General features: G+C 41.9%; 1 protein-coding gene. It reads left to right on the forward strand.

Annotated features, from left to right (window positions below):
• The coding region (locus HC175_RS17045; protein WP_438865951.1) for an ABC transporter permease subunit at window positions 1–353 on the forward strand (353 nt) is incomplete at its 5' end.
• Window positions 354–544: the final 191 nt, after the last annotated feature.

Consider the following 544-nt stretch of genomic DNA (forward strand, 5'->3'; position numbering starts at 1 on the left):
TCGCCTTTTGCATGTTCCTGGGAATGTTGATCAAACGTTCGGCTTTTGCCCTGGGATTCCTTTTTGTGTGGTGGATCCTTGAAAGTATTGCGCGTGGAGTAATGGAGTACAAGATCTTCAGGGATTCCAATATTGCTGAAAATATTGCACAATTCTTTCCGCTGGAATCCATGGCGCTGCTCGTAAAAGAACCTTTCTCAAGACTGAATGTTATACAATCGGCTGCTACACAACTGGGATCGGAATTTTCTAAAGATTATGGGGTGCATTGGTATCAGTTGTTGATCGTGCTCGTTTGGACAGCAATTTTTGTCTATTTCTCCTATTTGCTGCTGAAGAAGCGCGACCTGTAGGAGAGCTCATGTTTATTATTTTAGGAGCAGGCATAATTTGCCGAAAACCATGGAATTAGCTACTTTTGCAGGTCAGCAAAAAATTCTATGAAATTCAAGGTAAAATCTGATTTTAAACCCACCGGTGACCAGCCGCAGGCAATTAGCCAGCTGGTCAACGGGATCAATAATAAAGAGAAATATCAAACCTT

The organism is Salinimicrobium oceani (assembly GCF_012037645.1).